Below are 17,515 nucleotides of genomic sequence, written 5' to 3'. Positions count from 1 at the left end.
CCCCGTCTCCGTCCTAATCGTCGATCGCGCCTAACAATTTCAGTGTCTGTCTTTGTCCGATCGGCAATCCGGTGGCTCCGGTAATAATAGTATCTTCATATGGACGTTGGAGCCGGAGCGTGTGGGGAGATCGCTCGCCACTGACATCCCAGATTTTGATTGTTTCGTCTTCTCCCGCGCTGGCGATTGTCAAGCCGTCGGGACTGTAAGCGAGCGACCAAACCCAGTTGGTGTGTCCGGTGTAGGTTTGGAGACATTCGCCTGTGGTAATATTCCAGCGGGTCATCAATCGATCGCCACTACCGACGATTAAGTGATAATCGCTCGATGTGGGTGAGACGATTGGCGTCGGACTAAAGGCCACAGTTGTAATCCAGCTCTGGTGCATATTTAGAGTGTGTAGGCACTCCAAATTACTGGTATCCCAAACTTTTAATGTTTTGTCCATACCGCCAGTAGCTAGGTATCGTCCGTCGGGGCTAAAAGCCACAGTTAGAATGTTGAGATAGTGGGCGATGATGGTGTGCAAACATTCGCCTGTCTGGAGATCCCAAATCCTAATGTTATTTTCACACGCAGTCGCGATCGTGCGATTTACCTGACAAACTGCAACTGCTTCGATCCTTTTGGGGTGACCGATCCGGGCGCGAGGATGAGCTGCCGTCGAGCCGTGGCGATCTTCGATGGTGAGATCCCAAATCTGTAACTCGGCTTGATAATTACCAGCAATTAACTGACAACCATCGGGGCTAAATGCTAGCGTACAGACGCCTTCTGCCAAAGTCTCGATCGTGTGGCAACAGGTCAGATTTTGTAAATCCCAAAGTCTAATCGTGCGATCGAGGCTACTACTAGCCAAATAGCGACCATCGGGACTAATGGCGATCGTCAGCACGGCATCGGTATGTCCGGTTAAGGTCTGAATGCAAACCAGGTGTTGCAGATTCCACAGCCGAATCGTGCAATCGCGATGACAGCTAGCCAACCAATCTCGAGCGGGTACGAAGGCGATCGCTTTAATCGAGTTACTGTAACCATTAATAGTTTTGACACATTTCCCGGACTGAAGATCCCAAATCTCGATCGACCGATCCTCGCTACCGCTGACTAGATGCCGTCCGTCCGGCGAGAGCGAAATACTCCAAATTCGTTGTTGATGACCGCGCAAGACAGTCTGACAATCGCCTGTGTTGAGATCCCACACGCGGATCGTCCGATCTTCACCAGTACTAAAGAGCGTGCGACCATCAGCACTCATTTCAATCGACCAAATCCAATCTCGATGTCCGTTTAAAGTAGCGATCGGCTCTCCCGAAATCGTATCCCAAACATAGATAGTTGGTGACATGCCACTGACAACCAAGTATCGACCGTCTGGAGCAAACAGCGTCCGAATCGCCCAGTGTTCGTGGGGGAGAGTCTGCAAGCACTCACCAGTTGCCAGATCCCAAATCCTCACGGTACCGTCAGCACTAGCACTCGCCAGTCGGCTCTCATCGGGACTGTAGGCGACCGAAAATACCCAATTGCTATGTCTCGGTAATAATTGATGGCAATGACGATCTACATTAGTGGCTGTTGGATCTGCCAGCAATCCAGGCAGATTGTAGATCCGAATCTGACAATCATCGCAACCGATCGCCAATTGGCGGCCATCGCGACTAAACTTCATTCCCCGAAAAGTGTGAGTATGTGGCCCGATTGTTGCTATCTGCCGATTGGTTTGAACATCCCACAATCTAACCGTGCGATCCTCACTAGCACTGGCCAAAATTTTACCATCACAGCTAAAAGCTAAGGCGCGAGTCCAATTACTGTGGCCTTGAAAAATTGCTACCCTTTGGCCGTCAGCAATCTGCCATAGCGAAACATCCCCATTGGTATCGCCAGTGGCTAGTAACTCGCCAGCCGGATGGTAGATTGCCATAAAAATTCCCCCAAATGCCTGAGTAAACACACAACGATCGAAGATCGCTGCGGTAAAATCGACCTGATGGAGATTGACATCGGCGAGATAAGCCGATCGAATTGGCAACAAGGAGCAGTCTAAGTTTTTGAGTGTGGGTGTCTGGCCGTAACAATTACTGTGTGTCCCATCTAGACGATGGGTGCCATCTCTAGCAAATCGATCGGTCGCTAATTCGATCGCTAAGTTAAGGATATTTCCGGCCAGATAGCCAGGGGGAATCGGGTCTAGAGTGCGCCATAGATTTAAAATCTGCCCCAGGCGATTTTCCAGAGCGGCTCGACTCGGCCAAATATCGAGTAATCGATCGACAATCGGGCGCAAGATCGATTGAATCTGGGCGATGCGGAGATAATCTTTAGCTTGCGCCTTAATAATTGCGTATGTATTGAGATGACAAAATTGGTGCAGGAGATCCATTACAGGTGGCTCGGTCGGATCTGGTGGTAAGAGTTCGCCTACAAATCGATCGATCGATCGACTAGTCACATAAGTAGTCATCACTGGCTGAATCGACCAATTTCGATCTTCATAGACCGTAATACAACGACGCGATAACGACTGGAGCGCATTAATAATCTCTCCCGGCATCTTGGTATTTAGGATCGAATTCGAGCGTAATTCTGCCCCAGTCACGGGTTCGCGCTCGATCGCCAACCAGTATACTAGTTGCTGTTCCGTCTCCGAAAGTCGCTCGAATTGACGATAGAGAATATCGTCGATGTCTCGAAACTGAAGGTAACCTTGTTTCATCAGTGGATAGAGTTCCAACACTTTTTCGCCACCACCAGTAAGTTCGACGGCGGTAATAGCAGCGATTTTGAGAGCGAGAGGATTGCCAGCATAATGAGCGTGTACTTCTTGCCAGATCGGTTCTGGTAATTGCGGACAACCATAAGCTTGAAGCAATTGATGTCCGGCTGCCAATGTCATGCCATTAACGGTCATCGAGCGCACCGACTGGGGATTGACAATTTGTAACCTAGCGATCGTATGTGGTTTTTCCCGACTGGTTAGGATCGCACAACTTTGGTGGGAGAGTTCGCCGATGGCTTTAAGTAATCGATCGTAACCTTCATAACCGGGCAAATATTGACCGGATTCGACTTGTCCTGCCAGGATTGATTCGACATTATCCAAGACTATTAAACAACGATTTTTTTTGAGACCCGCGATTAATAACTCAATTTGTTCGTCTAAAGAGTCTGGCAAATTCAGGAGCGGCTGCTGACTCAGACATTGAAGCAGCTCGGTACAAAGTTCCTTAATTGGCGGCAGATTGAGCAAAGATCGCCACACGATCGACTGAAAGTAGCCACTCAGTTGACGAGCGATCTCGTTTACCAGCGTAGTCTTGCCCATCCCGCCCATCCCGACTAAAAAAATCAGCCGACAATTGTCGTAAAGACACCATTGAGTCAATGTTACCAACTCCTCAGTGCGCCCATAAAAATGCTCTGGCGCATTGAGTTCGCCACTGTAGCTGAGTCGAAGTCTCGTCGTTCGGTCATCGGCACGATCGGGGCTAGATTGACTTCCAGTTTCTCGATCGATACTGCTGGCGGTTGCCTCAACTCGGCCAGTAGTCGTCTTGGTGAGGACGGTACTATTTTCAGCCAGCTTAAATTCCGGCTGCTTTGCATACCAAAATAGTGCTGCTGCCAAATTCTTTTTGGTAACTTTTTGACCCAATTTTTGACTCAAAGACTGCCATAGCTGAGCACCAGTCTCCCGAATATATCCGGTCTGATATCTTCCGCCAGAACGTTTCGAGGTTCTGCTAGCAGTCGGTGCCGCCGCGTCCGCTTTTACAGTTTTATCCGAACTAGCTTTAGCCGCCTTAGCAATTTGTTGATAGCTCTCACCCGCGAGCGCGCCACGGACAATTTGAACCTGAACCGGATTTAAGGATTTGGGAGCCAAAACTATTTCAATAATTGCGATAGCTCGATCGGCATCCATACTTAAAGTGCGATTTGAGACTTCTTGATTATAGCGATCGTACCTTCTAACCTACTTTTTGCATACTTTTCTAGTTATTAACTAGACATTCGATCGGTTAAATTTGAAATACAGAGTGTTTGTGTGTTCAACTTTTGATTTTTTTGGTCTAACTTCCACAACTGAAGTTACCTCCCAAATCAATCATCCCTAAGTGTTGGCGGTCATACCAGATCGATCGACTATACTTAGGGGTTTTTTATTGACTGGGGATTGGAGAGCAGGGGTGGGTGGATAATGGGTAAGATGCCGAGCGTCCTTTGCTTATCAGCAAAGCAGCAACACTGCCCAGTACTTGAGCCTAAAACCCAAAGCCTACACCCCAAAACCTGAAGCCTAGAGTTCGGGAAACCGCACACAGATCGCTGGAAATTTACTTAGCACTCCTCCTCATAGAGTGCTAAATTTTGGAAGAGATGATTAAAATAAAATAATATGGCAAAAATCATAGCGTTTAACGAAGAATCCCGTCGCGCGCTCGAACGGGGTGTCAACGCCTTGGCTGATGCGGTCAAGATTACTCTAGGCCCCAAAGGACGTAACGTCCTGTTAGAGAAGAAATTTGGCGCACCGCAGATCGTTAACGATGGAATTACCGTCGCCAAAGAAATCGAATTGACCGATCCTCTCGAAAATACTGGGGCAAGACTAATTCAGGAAGTTGCTTCCAAAACTAAAGATTTGGCTGGAGATGGTACCACTACAGCAACCGTCTTAGCGCAAGAAATGATTCGCGAAGGTCTTAAAAACGTTGCTGCTGGTAGCAATCCGATGGGGATCAAGCGCGGGATGGACAAAACTGTCGCCATGTTGGTTGCAGAAATTGCCAAGCTAGCCAAACCCGTCGAAGGTAAAGGCATCGCTCAGGTGGCTAGTGTCTCGGCTGGTAACGATCCAGAAGTCGGCGAGATGATTTCTGCTGCCATGGACAAAGTAACCAAAGATGGCGTCATTACAGTCGAAGAATCAAAATCGCTGACTACCGAATTGGATGTAGTCGAAGGGATGCAAATCGATCGTGGTTATCTCTCTCCTTACTTGGTTACCGACCAAGAGCGGATGGTGGTTGAATTTGACGATGCGCTGATTCTGATTACCGACAAAAAAATCAATTCGATTCAAGATTTAGTTCCCATTCTTGAAAAAGTTGCCCGCGCGGGTAAACCCCTATTAATCATTGCTGAAGACCTTGAAGGCGAAGCTCTAGCGACTTTAGTAGTCAATAAAGCGCGTGGCGTTCTCAGCGTTGCTGCGATTAAAGCTCCCAGCTTCGGCGATCGTCGTAAAGCGATGTTACAAGACATTGCAATTCTCACTGGCGGACAGATGATTTCTGAAGAAATCGGTCTGAGCTTGGATACTGCTAGTCTCGAAATGCTAGGTAATGCCGCTAAAATCACGATCGATAAAGAAAACACCACGATCGTTTCTAACAATAGCAATAGTGGCGATCTCCAAAAACGCATCGCGCAACTCAAGCAACAACTCGCTGAGACAGATTCAGCTTACGATACCGAAAAACTTCAAGAACGGATTGCCAAATTAGCTGGTGGTGTTGCGGTAATTAAAGTCGGTGCGGCAACCGAAACCGAACTCAAAGATCGCAAACTGCGGATCGAAGACGCCCTCAATGCTACTAAAGCAGCCGTAGAAGAAGGCATCGTTGCTGGTGGCGGTACTACATTGATCCACCTCTCTGACAAAGTGACCCAATTCAAAGCTAGTCTGGCTAATGCCGAGGAAAAAATCGGTGCGGAGATTATTGCCAAAGCTCTCGAAGCACCTTTGCGTCAAATCGCCAATAATGCTGGGGTAGAAGGCTCGGTAGTTGTCGAACAAGTCCGTGCTGCTGCCGATAATATCGGTTACAACGCTGCGACTAATGTCTTTGAAGACTTACTGGCTGCGGGGATTGTCGATCCGGCTAAAGTCGTCCGCTCGTCCTTACAAAATGCGGTTTCGATTGCAGGTTTAGTCCTGACGACCGAAGCTCTCGTCGTCGAGAAGCCCGAACCTAAGTCTGCTGCACCCGATATGGGCGGCATGGGCGGCATGGGCGGCATGGGCGGTATGGGTGGTATGGGTGGTATGGGCGGTATGGGTATGATGTAGTCCTTAGTCTCAATTTAAGTTTTTAGCTAAGAGGCGATCGAATTTCGATCGCCTCTTTTTTTATTTACAATCGCGCGTAAGTCGCCAAATCTCAGCCTAAATGAGGATGAGGCAAAATAGCGATCGACTCTACGATAGACACTAATACTCATCCAACTGCTGGGAATTCCAACAGCTAAGCTCCATGAATCCTGAAGCACCTCAAGCCGATAGATTAATTGCCACTACTCGCAAGGAACAACTGCGAGTAATTTTAGCAATCTGCATCATTGTGGTGGGAATCATCCACTTTGTCGTACCCGATCCCTTTGTCAAGATCGTGCCCAATTATCTGCCTTACCATCTGGAGTTAGTCTATATCAGCGGATTTTTTGAAATTTTAGGTGGCATTGGGATTTTGGTACCGCCAGTTAGTCAAGCTGCTGCTTGGGGCTTATTGTTGCTGTTTATTGCCGTTTTCCCCGCAAATATCAACATGGCAATAAATGAAATCGATCTGCCAAACATTCCAGATTCCTCAGCATTGCGGTGGGGAAGATTGCCACTCCAAGCGGTATTGATTGCTTGGGCATGGTGGTACACGCGCACGGATGGTTTGGAAGAACAAGTATCTGTGATCCCCTCGCAGTGGATAAAATCGCTGGAATTAACCCAAAAGGCAGAAGGTAGCGATTCGCGGCTCTTCTGACGGAGCTTATTTACTCTTGTAATACTGCTCGAACAGTTAGGATTACCCATCCGGCATGACTGTTCTTTCCGCATTCCTAGCTTGCAGATCGGCTCTAACTCGCATCAAAATTTGGCCGAGATGATTTTGACCAGTTCGATCGGTACCACAGCCCCAGAAGTAATCTACTGGCGAATCTTCAATGATTTCGGCATCTAAGGTAGCGAGTAAAACCTGCTGAATATCTAAATGAGAGCTAAATTTTTGCCAGATGGCACGATACATGATTTCACATTTGCGCAAATTCCAATCGGGATGATAGCACTCTTGGCAGCTACGGCCAATTTGTGCCGCCTGTTCTGGTGTAGGTGCGGCTTGAATTTGCGTCATTAGATACTCAAATTTAGTGCCACAAAATTTGTGCGCTTGATAGTAATGTTCTACTGTTGCCCAATGCTTGCTAACTGACTCATTTGCCGTTTTTGGCGGCATCTGAATGGAGTGTGGCGAGAAATTGGAAAAGCAGCCGTATGGCGCATTAACCTTGTAGAAGTAAATTCTCAATGGATGCTGACTCACTCACGTTTAGTTGAAATACTAGAGGGTAGGGGCGACGATCGATTATCCCTACATTTAATATCGCTGTTCTTACCCTCAATTTTCACCTAAATATTGCGCTCTCGATCGCTAAATTTTCCTATATAGCGTCAGTTTCTCCGCCTGGAAAGGCTGCAATCATGGGTTAAGGAGTAGTAAAATGGTGGATTCTCTGGTGTTAGGAAGACCTAGAGCTGTGGGTTACGACCCCCAGACCCCTGCTGAGCTAATGTGTGTACACAAGTTGCCTGGGCTTCATTTCTAGATCCAAATCCCCCGCAAACTCCACTCTCTATCCCATAACTTCACCAATAACTCATAACTAGCAACTTGGGTTATTACAGATGCCTACTTATTTAATTAGCAATGCGATCGCGGATTGGGTTTGAGGTAAACTGTCGATGACGATCGCCGTACACAATAACATCATGTATAAGATCGAATACTTAAACATCGATTTAGCAGGAGTTTTTTCGGTAGGAGCTTGAAGCAATTTCCAAGCTTCATAGATAAACAATCCGCCCAAACCACTAGCTGAGATAGCATACACGATGCCAGCAGCTCCCAATGGATATACCAGCAATAGCGTTGTTGGTACTAGTAATAAGGTATAAATCCAGATTTGTTTGGCAGTGGCAGCTTCGCCGACGACTACAGGTAACATCGGAATACCGACCTTGGCGTAATCATCTTTAATCATTAACGACAATGCCCAAAAATGCGGCGGAGTCCAGAGAAAGACGATCGTAAATAAGATCCAAGCTTCAAGACTCAAACTATTAGTAACTGCCGCCCAACCAACCAATACAGGAATCGCACCCGCAGCACCACCAATGACGATATTTTGGGGTGTATGACGTTTGAGGAGGTGGGTATAAATCCACATGTAAAATCCAATTCCGGCCATCGCTAACAGCGCGGCTAAAAGATTGGTAAAAACAGTCAAGATTGTAAATGATAATGCGGCTAAAACTGTGGCAAAAATCCCTGCATGGAGCGGTTTGACTCGACCGGAAGGAATGGGACGATTGCGAGTCCGTTCCATCGCATAATCGATATCTCGATCGTAAATACAATTCATTGTTTGGGCGGAAGCTGCCGCTAACATGCCACCGATAACTGTGACCAAAAACAAGACCGGGTCGGTGTTACCATCTGAAGCCAACCACATTGCAGCGGCGGTAGTAATCAGCAGTAACGGAATAATTCTGGGTTTAGTGAGTTGGTAATAACTCTGAATAACTTGCAGAAAACTTTGGTGTTTGCTCTCGATAGATGGATTGAGAATCTCTTGCATATGTGGGAATTAGGGCTGTTTACCGCGACGGTATAAATGGGACCGGTGAAACTTTTGAGCTGTTAGCTAGACTTGAGTGGCAAGTTGTTGATAATTCTTTAATCGCCAAGACAATACTGCGAGTAAGACTAACGTTCCAAGCAAAGCTGCACCGATGGTTTGATGGAGTACGGTGAGTGGTTCGACTTGAAGATGCAGTTTAAAAGTAGCAACACCAAGCAAGATTTGACAGATTAGTAATCCCGCTGTAATTTGTGCCAGCCGCTGACAATATTTGGGTGAATCTGAGTTACGCCATACAGAGATAACTACCGCGATACAGCTCAGTGTCGCAGGCACTACGCCAATGATGTGAGCGTTCATGACCGTACACAGTTCGGAGTTACCAAAACACTGATGTAGTGCCCATCTAGACCCAACTAAACCACCGAGGATGCTCTGAGTGTAGACGAAAATTGCAGCAGTGAGGGGGAGAAGGGGAGAGGGGGAGCGGGTAAGAGTGGGGGAGGGGGTGAGGGGGAGTAGAAAGGTGCCGATCGAGAGTAAAGTGATGAACAATAGTAAGGCGGTGCCCAGGTGTGCGGTGACGATATCGAAGCGGAGTAATTCGGTCACTGTAAAGGCACCTAACGCACCCTGAAGCAAAATTAGACTCAGCGCAAAGGTATTCGCCCATGGTAACCAGCGGGGCAACTGTTGGCGAAACCACCAAGAGGAGGCGACTAACCCCAAAGTACTCAAGCCGATTAAGGCTGCATCGAGGCGATGAAACCACTCTAAAAATACCTGAAGATTCATTTGCGCCGTCGGTACCAATTGCCCGTAGCACAACGGCCAATCGGGGCAAGCTAATCCAGCATTCATTACTCTGGTGGCACTACCTACAGCCATCAGCAATAGCGTAGCAAAGGCAATCTTCCAAATCGATTGCCGCATTCGGGCTTGAATTACCAGATTATTCTCCCGGCTGGATAGAGATTCGTCTTTACCCGCAGAAGATTGGGGAGTGAGTGCAGAGTCTGACATAATTGACAATCGCCGAGTTACTTGCCTATTTGAACTACTGTTGGCTAGACTAGCTAGATCGATCTCAAACCTAGCATTAATACCTAGTGGCTGCGAGGGTGTTAACCGCGAGTTCGATCGGGTAAATACTACTATTCAATAGAGCAAACCTAGTCTCTGAGCCAATTTGGTTCGCAAAACAGTTAGATCCCAAAGAAAGTGTTAAAGATCTGTGGGACTAAAAATCTTAAACATTTATTACTGAGATGATGACTTTGCCAGATCCCAAAGAAAATCTGAAGAAATGCAAATAAGTACCGATCGCTCTAATTGCCTACGGTACCTTAGTAAAGGTGGTAAACGTAACTGCCCGCACTTTCAGATCGCCATTATCATAAGTATCTATACTAAATTTTTAATCTTAAAAACCCTTAACACCTGGTTCGATCGGCACTGCGCCACTTCATTGACAGAATCGAGAATTTCGATTCGATCCCACAAGCTGACATAGTCTCGATCTCAAAGATCGAGCGAACCAAGTTACGCTCCCGATTCCACCACCTTTCCATCCTCAAAATAATCGATGAATATTCCTAGCTCAATCATTACGCTCCTGCTGGGTATAGGACTAACCTTAGTTAGTCTCTGGTATGGACAGAATCACGGACTGATGCCTGTAGCTGCTTCCGAAGAAGCCGCGCACATCGATGGCTTGTTCAATGCCATGATGACCATTTCCGTCGGGCTATTTTTGCTAGTTCAAGGAGTATTGGTATATTCTGCCATCAAGTTTCGGCGCAGACCTGGCGAACTCGGCGATGGAGCTGCGATCGAAGGTAACGTACCATTAGAAATACTCTGGACGGCAATTCCTGCCGCGATCGTCTTATGGATTTCGATTTATAGTTTTGAAATTTATAATGAAATGGGTGGTTTCGATCCTGAAGCCAATGGTGCCCATGCGATGCACAGTATGCCTAGCGGTAAAGGTAGTGCGATGGCAGCAACTATGGATGCAAGCATGGCTGGTATGCCGGATGCTAGCAAGCTGATAGCCGCAATTGGTGTCGGTGCTTCTCCCGCAAATCAAGGTAAGCCTGCTGCTGTCAATGTCAACGTCCTCGGACTCCAATACGCCTGGATCTTTACCTATCCCGATGCAAATATCACTTCGGGCGAACTACATATCCCCGTGGGTAAAGAAGTTCAACTGAATATGAACGCTCAAGACGTGATCCACGCTGTCTGGATTCCCCAATTGCGACTCAAACAGGACGTAATTCCTGGTACTCAGACCGAGCTGCGCTTTACTAGCAACAAAGTTGGTACCTATCCCCTCCGCTGTGCCGAACTCTGTGGTGGCTATCATGGTTCGATGGTAACGCAGATGGTCGTACATACTCCCGAAGAGTATGACGCCTGGATTGCTAGCCAGCAACAATCAACCCAAGCACAAGCAGACATCGTCAAACAGACAATTGCCATGAATCCGGCAAATATGTCTGCTGGTAAATACTTAGCTCCTTATGCTAAAGAAATGGGAGTACAGCCAGAAATGATAAACCACCTTCACCATGACATGAATATGTCCTCGATCGCCTCTGCCACCAAATAGCAATTACTAGGTTGAGTGAGTAAATACGTACACACAGCAAACTTAGCTGGTGGAAACTGCCATCCTAATGGCTCTGGAACGATTAGTTGGTGGGCACTGCCCACCCTACACGCTATTTTCACTGTACTGGTGGGAATGGCTCACCCGACACGTTACTCCAGATAGATCTACGGGTCTATTCCCTATCCCCTATCCCCATCCCTAGACGATGACAGCAGAATTATCAATTCCCACCCAGCCAGCCGAGGATGATGTAGTTCATAATCCGCGCAGATGGCAAGATTATTTTACATTTAGTACCGATCACAAAGTGATTGGTATCCAGTACTTTGTCACTGGCTTTATCTTCTATATTATCGGTGGTTTGTTAGCCGAAGCAATTCGGACAGAACTAGCTACTCCCGACCCAGATTTAGTCGATCCTGCTACTTATAATAGTATGTTCACCATGCACGGGACGATCATGATCTTCCTGTGGATCGTACCAGCCGGAACGGGTGCATTTGCCAACTATCTATTGCCGCTAATGATTGGCGCACGCGATATGGCATTTCCCAAGCTCAATGCCGTAGCCTTTTGGATTATTCCACCGACAGGTTTATTGTTGATTGCTAGCTTCTTTTTAGGACCAGCCCAAGCTGGTTGGACTTCATATCCACCGCTGAGTTTACTGACAGGTAAAGTAGGCGAAGGAATTTGGATTATGAGTCTGTTACTGCTCGGAACTTCTTCGATTTTGGGGGGGATTAATTTCTTCACCACGATTCTGAAGATGCGCATTCCTAGCATGGCCATGATGCAAATGCCCTTATTTTGTTGGGCGATGTTGGCAACTTCGGCATTGATGATAATTGCGACGCCTGTACTCGCTGGCGCGCTGATTTTATTATCCTTCGACCTCCTGGCTGGCACCTCCTTTTTCAATCCGACAGGTGGCGGCGAGCCAGTAGTTTACCAGCACATGTTCTGGTTCTACTCACACCCTGCGGTATACATCATGGTATTACCCTTCTTTGGGGTGATTTCGGAAGTAATTCCCGTGCATTGTCGCAAACCTGTTTTCGGTTACGGCGCGATCGCGTATTCTAGTATGGCAATTAGCTTTTTGGGCTTGATTGTCTGGGCGCACCACATGTTTACCAGCGGTACGCCGCCCTGGTTGCGGATGTTTTTCATGATCACCACCATGGTAATTGCCGTACCGACAGGGATTAAAATCTTTGGTTGGTTGGCAACGATGTGGGGCGGTAAAATCACGCTCAATACGCCGATGCTGTTCGCGATGGGCTTTATCTCCACCTTCGTTATCGGTGGGATTACCGGAGTCATGCTGGCCGCAGTTCCATTTGATATCCACGTTCACGATACCTATTTCGTCGTCGCTCACTTGCACTACGTCTTATTCGGTGGTAGCGTCTTCGGCATTTACACGGGCATCTATCACTGGTTCCCTAAAGTCACCGGACGCCATATCAACGATACTTGGGGTAAAATTCACTTCGCCCTTACTTATATCGGTTTTAACGTTACCTTCTTGCCTATGCACATCCTCGGCTTGCAAGGGATGCCGCGCCGGATTGCCATGTACGCGCCCGAATTCCAAGGTTTGAATCAAATCTGTACCTACGGTAGTTACGTGCTGGCAATCTCCACTGTACCCTTCTTGGTCAACGCAATTTGGTGTGCATACAAAGGCGAGAAAGCTGGTAATAATCCTTGGAATGCTCTGACTCTAGAGTGGCAAACTACTTCACCACCAGAAATCGAGAACTTTGAAGTTTTACCAGTACTAACGACAGGCCCTTACGATTATGGGGATACCGAGCGAGTTGAAGAACCACCCAAGGTATTTACCAATGTTTAGTTATTAATACTGCCTAGCGAGTAGATGGTGGGTAATGTCTACCATCTACTTAGCTACTCCACTTGGATATATAGGTTTATCCCCTATCCCCTATCCCCTATCCCCTATCCCCTAACATGCAAGGATCTATTTCCGACCAAACGCAAATTAATATTGAAAGCGCGACCCATGATAGCCATCACGAAGCGCATCCCGACTTTCGGATCTTTGGGCTAATCGTCTTTCTCGTCGCAGAAGGCATGATTTTCCTGGGTCTATTTGTCGCTTATGGAGCATTTCGGGCGATGGCACCAGAATGGCCGCCAGCGGGCACGCCCAAGCTCGAATTACTGCTGCCTGGGATAAATACAGTCATCCTGATTGCTAGTAGCTTAGTCATCCATCAAGCCGATACCGCAATCAAAAAAAATGACGTTAAAGGTTTGCAATTGTGGTTTGGACTTACTGCCTTAATGGGCATTGTTTTTTTAGGCGGACAGTTGTATGAATATAGCCATCTAGGATTTGGACTGCGGACTAATTTGTTTGCCAGTACTTTCTATATTTTGACTGGCTTTCACGGCTTGCACGTTACCGTCGGCGTACTGTTGATTTTATCGGTACTATGGCGATCGATGAAACCCAAACATTACGGTACCAACAATCATTTCGGTGTCGAAGCTGCCGAAATCTATTGGCACTTTGTCGATGTAATTTGGATTATCTTGTTTATTCTGTTATATCTAATTTGAAGATCTCAATTTCTGAAAATATACGATCGCGGGGTATTAAGTCCCGCGATTTTGTGTTTGATTGAGGCATTGCTGGATTCTCTTCCATCGTATCGATCGACACTAGATTCAATTGAACTTCAGTCGCCATGCCATCAATTCGCTGTTGATTATTTAATCAGAATTGACGTTAGCTATGATAAATACTCGGTACTATGGCTAGCTTACTAGCGGCTGTTTGCATCAGTACGATCTCCTCGGCACTCCAATGATAGATAGAGCGGCAATGATGAGCTACCAATAATCCCCACAAGCCGCGATCGATGACAATAGGTACCACGAGATTGGCTTTGACTTGGAGCTGTTGGAGATGCTCGCGATGACAAGGTGCAATCGGTTCTGACTCGATATCAGGAATCGCCCGCACCCTACCCTCTTCATAGAGTTTGGCGTACTCACCATTAAAACAGCCATCGGGTCCAGTCGAACCCAAAATCGAAAATTGACGATCGCTCAATGACTCAAAAGTGACTCGTCCCGACCATTTATAGTAAAAATAGTACAAAACCACTCGATCGGCAGTGAGTGCGGTTCGGAGTTCGTTAGTAGTTGTTTGGATGAGCGTATCTCTAGCTAGATCGCGCGATAATCGAGTGAAAATTATTTGTAGTGCTGGATCGGACATAACTTGCCTGCGGAGTGTTGTCAATCGTCTCGCGATCGATCGGAGTAGTCATCAACGTTAAAAATTAGCGCGTCATACTTCATTACTAATGAAGCACGCGCGCCGCTCGACATGGATATTGTTAGAGATTTAACAGCCACTTTTAAAAGATGCCGTCGAGAATTTGATGCGCCATCTCTAGTTTAGCGCAGGGGGAAATATCGAGCCGATCGCCGCTGCGTTTGAGCATAACTGCTTGATTGCGATCGCTGCCAAAGCCACTATCTGGTAAGTCTACTGGATTAGTAACGATCGCGTCCAAATTTTTGCGCTGTAATTTCTCTAGTGCGGGGGTGATAATATCACCAGTCTGCGCGGCAAATCCGATTAGTTTTTGATGAGGTTGTTTTAACTTACTCAACTCGGCAATAATATCTGGGACTGGAGCTAATTCCAGATTGGTAGGCAGGAGTTTTTTTGGTAATTTTTGGTCGCTATAATGAGCAGGCTTCACATCGGCAACTGCGGCTGACATCAGCACTAGATCTGCTGTCGCAAAATGTGCCACCATCTGCTGCTGCATCATGGCACTATCGATCGCCTGTATTAGCTGAATGCGCCGATCGATTGCCACATCTGGCAGCGTACTATGAACTAAAGTAACGATCCCGCCGCGATGTGCTGCGGCTTGCGCCAGCGCGAGTCCCATTTTGCCAGTGGCAGGGTTGCCGATAAAGCGAACGGGATCGAAAAATTCGCGCGTTCCTCCCGTACTGACGAGCACTCGTTTACCCGTGAGATCGCGCTTGCCGCCAGTATGTAGCAAAGAATGAATGTAGGGTAGGATCTCTTCAGGCTCCGCCATTCTGCCCATGCCGACGCGATCGCAAGCCAGCAAGCCTACGCCAGCTCCAGCCACATGATAGCGAGGATCTTGACCTAATAGTTGCCAATTTCGCTGCACCGCCACTTGATTCCACATTTCTGTATTCATGGCAGGAGCGAGTAATATCGGACAAGTAGAAGCTAAAACTGTATTAGTTAATAAATTATCGGCTAATCCCTGCGCGAGTTTGCCTAAAGTATTTGCCGTCAGCGGCGCAATTACTAATAAATCTGCCCATTCACCCAATTCGATATGCAGCGGACGGTGATGGAGCGGTTGCCAAAAATCGCGATCCGTATACGCCGGATGACGGGATAATGTTGCTACCGTCAATGGTGTAATAAATTGCTCGCCACCTGCTGTGAGGATAACTTTGAGTTCGATTCCAGTCTTAAATAAACTGGAAATTATTTCACATACTTTATATGCGGCAATCCCACCCCCAATGCCAATTAAAACTTTCATGTATGAGAAAATTCAGAATTTAGTAGGGTGGGCATTGCCCATCAATCTATAGTTTTATGTCTAACTAGAAAATTCAGGTATTTTTGCTTTCCTAGTCGCCATATCCGTGCGAGTGGAGATGGTGGGCGGTGCCCACCCTACATTTTGATGAGATGAAGGCATGAGGCACTGCCCCTACAGATGTCTGCTTGCCTAAATCCTATTATTTATAGACGCTAGATTAAGCTTCATCATATGCTTCTAAATCGAGCAAATGAATGTATGGTTCCACTAACTCTGGACGCTGAAAAGCGATCGCTCGCAAGAAATGCCAGTCTTGCAATCCATCAAAAGGATTGCGATAATCATCGCTTTCCAATCGCAGTGCTAGTTCTTCTACTTCTTCTGTCGTCAAATTGGGGATATGATTCCGTTTGGACATCTCGATCGCGGTCATAGGTAAAACCTCCTCGCAATTTGGGTAAAGTTCGGTAGTTATCTTTAATCTTAGCCTTATTAGTTATTATTACCCATCGATCGAGTCCGGATTAACAAAATTGTTCATAAAGTTGGTCGATCCGTAACAAAATTTCTTACTACATCTAAAACTTCTGGTACGATCGAGTGTCCCATGTCAAACTCTTGGTACCGGACATTAACTCCCCACTGAGTCAGTACTTCCCGCCCTTGGCGCGCCGCCGAAATCGGGACGACATCATCTTGTCTGCCATGAATGATGAGGACAGAAGGCGCAGCAGGAGGCTGTTGCCGATTTTGATGTAAGTAGCCACTGAGCACGATTAGACCTGCTACAGGCAAATCTAGGCCGATATCCAGTGTCATCGCCCCACCCTGAGAGAAACCCGCAATCCAAGTGCGATCGAGCGGAATTCCCGTGCTATCTGGAAGCGACTGAATCCAGGCAGTCAAAACTTCACGACTAGTAGCTAACTGAGTGAGGCTGCGATCGTTTAACTGTCCCGCACCTGTAAATGAATACCACATCTTCCCCTCGTCGCTATATTCGTGGTCGAAGATACCATTAGGAAACAGAAACTGATATTCCGGTAGCTTAAAATATGGTACGAGTTCGCCCAAATCGTCATGATTGGCACCCCAACCATGTAACACCACGATCGTACCTATCGGCGCATCGGTGCGAGCGGGAACGAACATAATGTCGAGTGGACTGTTTGCTTCGATTTGAGTCATCAGGGAAATAGATAGTTTTGGTTAATTTTGGAATAGATTTCCGTCAGTCCATTTCAATGGACTTATGCTCTTAGCCCCTGTCTTGTTGCGCTGTCTTGACTGAAACACATGCGGAGGTTAGCTCCGCGTGATTTCAGTCGCAAACCGTCAGGTTTCCCGACGTTCGCCGAGCGTCTCCGATAGGAGATGCGCGCACCGCAAATTCATTTGAGGGCGGTGCAGAAACGGAGATAGCAGATGTAGGTTGGGGAGAGCGTAATGCGATACCTAACAGGATCGATCGTCAATCGTACCAAAAATCTGTAGGGTTAAGGCCTCGTACTTACCCCGCATCGATAGCGGGTACCCACAAGGGGCACCCCTACAGATTGTTAGCGGGGTTGAGGAATGACATGTCACAATTGATTCGCTCGAATGTATACATCCGGAGTTTTGGATTCGATCGAAGCCACCGCCAGATCGTATACTGGGTTAA

At 47.1% G+C, this 17,515-nt stretch carries 13 protein-coding genes; 5 read left to right on the top strand and 8 right to left on the bottom strand.

Annotated elements, in window-relative coordinates:
- Nucleotides 1–13 precede the first annotated feature (13 nt).
- Entirely contained in the window at nt 14–3,928 is a 3,915-nt protein-coding gene (locus tag CHA6605_RS23480) for a WD40 repeat domain-containing protein (RefSeq protein ID WP_015161863.1), read from the bottom strand.
- 474 nt (nt 3,929–4,402) lie between these two features.
- Here CHA6605_RS23480 and groL point away from each other — a divergent pair, with 474 nt between their 5' ends.
- Both groL and CHA6605_RS23470 read left to right on the top strand, forming a co-directional pair.
- Nucleotides 4,403–6,079 carry a chaperonin GroEL gene (gene groL, locus CHA6605_RS23475; protein WP_015161862.1) on the top strand — a complete coding sequence of 559 codons (1,677 nt, stop codon included), beginning with the start codon at nt 4,403–4,405 and terminating at the stop codon, nt 6,077–6,079.
- A 184-nt stretch (nt 6,080–6,263) separates the two neighbouring features.
- The gene (locus CHA6605_RS23470) at nt 6,264–6,767 is read left to right on the top strand and encodes a DoxX family protein (RefSeq protein WP_015161861.1); all 504 of its coding nucleotides are present in this window, start codon (nt 6,264–6,266) and stop codon (nt 6,765–6,767) included.
- Between the two features lie 42 nt (nt 6,768–6,809).
- Here the strand turns inward: CHA6605_RS23470 and CHA6605_RS23465 are convergent, their stop codons facing one another.
- The 3 genes from CHA6605_RS23465 to CHA6605_RS23455 form a co-directional block, all read right to left on the bottom strand.
- The gene (locus CHA6605_RS23465) at nt 6,810–7,310 is read right to left on the bottom strand and encodes an NADAR family protein (protein WP_015161860.1); all 501 of its coding nucleotides are present in this window, start codon (nt 7,308–7,310) and stop codon (nt 6,810–6,812) included.
- 385 nt (nt 7,311–7,695) lie between these two features.
- Nucleotides 7,696–8,640 carry a heme o synthase gene (locus tag CHA6605_RS23460; RefSeq protein ID WP_015161859.1) on the bottom strand — a complete coding sequence of 315 codons (945 nt, stop codon included), beginning with the start codon at nt 8,638–8,640 and terminating at the stop codon, nt 7,696–7,698.
- A 66-nt stretch (nt 8,641–8,706) separates the two neighbouring features.
- Entirely contained in the window at nt 8,707–9,666 is a 960-nt protein-coding gene (locus tag CHA6605_RS23455) for a COX15/CtaA family protein (protein WP_015161858.1), read from the bottom strand.
- Between the two features lie 562 nt (nt 9,667–10,228).
- Here CHA6605_RS23455 and CHA6605_RS23450 point away from each other — a divergent pair.
- The 3 genes from CHA6605_RS23450 (at nt 10,229) to CHA6605_RS23440 (ending at nt 13,855) form a co-directional block, all read left to right on the top strand.
- Complete coding sequence (locus CHA6605_RS23450; RefSeq protein ID WP_015161857.1) at nt 10,229–11,260, top strand: cytochrome c oxidase subunit II; 1,032 nt, start codon at nt 10,229–10,231, stop codon at nt 11,258–11,260.
- Nucleotides 11,261–11,468: 208 nt separating this feature from the next.
- Entirely contained in the window at nt 11,469–13,124 is a 1,656-nt protein-coding gene (gene ctaD, locus CHA6605_RS23445) for a cytochrome c oxidase subunit I (RefSeq protein ID WP_015161856.1), read from the top strand.
- A 116-nt stretch (nt 13,125–13,240) separates the two neighbouring features.
- Nucleotides 13,241–13,855: a cytochrome c oxidase subunit 3 gene (locus CHA6605_RS23440; protein ID WP_015161855.1), complete on the top strand. Its 615-nt coding sequence runs from the start codon at nt 13,241–13,243 to the stop codon at nt 13,853–13,855.
- Nucleotides 13,856–14,024: 169 nt separating this feature from the next.
- Here CHA6605_RS23440 and CHA6605_RS23435 read toward each other — a convergent pair whose 3' ends face one another.
- The 4 genes from CHA6605_RS23435 to CHA6605_RS23420 all read right to left on the bottom strand — a co-directional run bounded on the left by CHA6605_RS23435 (nt 14,025) and on the right by CHA6605_RS23420 (nt 17,040).
- Entirely contained in the window at nt 14,025–14,519 is a 495-nt protein-coding gene (locus tag CHA6605_RS23435) for a GAF domain-containing protein (RefSeq protein WP_015161853.1), read from the bottom strand.
- Between the two features lie 142 nt (nt 14,520–14,661).
- Nucleotides 14,662–15,849, bottom strand: a complete 1,188-nt coding sequence (coaBC, locus tag CHA6605_RS23430) for a bifunctional phosphopantothenoylcysteine decarboxylase/phosphopantothenate--cysteine ligase CoaBC (RefSeq protein WP_015161852.1) — start codon at nt 15,847–15,849, stop codon at nt 14,662–14,664.
- A gap of 220 nt (nt 15,850–16,069) precedes the next feature.
- The gene (gene isiD / locus CHA6605_RS23425) at nt 16,070–16,285 is read right to left on the bottom strand and encodes a protein IsiD (protein WP_015161851.1); all 216 of its coding nucleotides are present in this window, start codon (nt 16,283–16,285) and stop codon (nt 16,070–16,072) included.
- A 104-nt stretch (nt 16,286–16,389) separates the two neighbouring features.
- The gene (locus CHA6605_RS23420; RefSeq protein WP_015161850.1) at nt 16,390–17,040 is read right to left on the bottom strand and encodes an alpha/beta hydrolase; all 651 of its coding nucleotides are present in this window, start codon (nt 17,038–17,040) and stop codon (nt 16,390–16,392) included.
- Nucleotides 17,041–17,515 lie beyond the last annotated feature (475 nt).

This window comes from Chamaesiphon minutus PCC 6605, assembly GCF_000317145.1.
Lineage (GTDB): Bacteria > Cyanobacteriota > Cyanobacteriia > Cyanobacteriales > Chamaesiphonaceae > Chamaesiphon > Chamaesiphon minutus.
Note: the sequence above shows the minus strand (reverse complement) of the source record. Positions and strands in the feature narration are given on the sequence as shown.